This window comes from Streptococcus sp. HMSC067A03 (genome assembly GCF_001814295.1).
GTDB classification, from domain to species: domain Bacteria; phylum Bacillota; class Bacilli; order Lactobacillales; family Streptococcaceae; genus Streptococcus; species Streptococcus constellatus.
On record NZ_KV815653.1, the window covers coordinates 1 to 239 of the forward strand.

General features: G+C 38.5%; 1 protein-coding gene. It reads right to left on the reverse strand.

Translation table 11 applies throughout. From position 1 onward, the window contains the following. A partial coding sequence (locus HMPREF2963_RS05210) for a GBS Bsp-like repeat-containing protein (RefSeq protein WP_186821953.1) occupies positions 1-239 on the reverse strand: 239 nt, incomplete at both ends.

Here is a 239-nt window from a genome sequence, read left to right on the forward strand (position 1 = left end):
ACACCAATTAATTGACCATCATTTTGAACATAGTAAAGATGGATATTATACTCACCAACCGAGTTTTTGTGATTACTTGCCTTGACCGTTACCTTATAAGTTCCATCAGATTGTCTAGCAGCTGTATACCAAATAATATCATCCTGTCCACCATCACTAGACCAAACTGGAACACTAACTGTCTTCACTCCACCAGCTGGATTGGAAACTTCTGAAACAATCACATCAAAGGTTCCTGT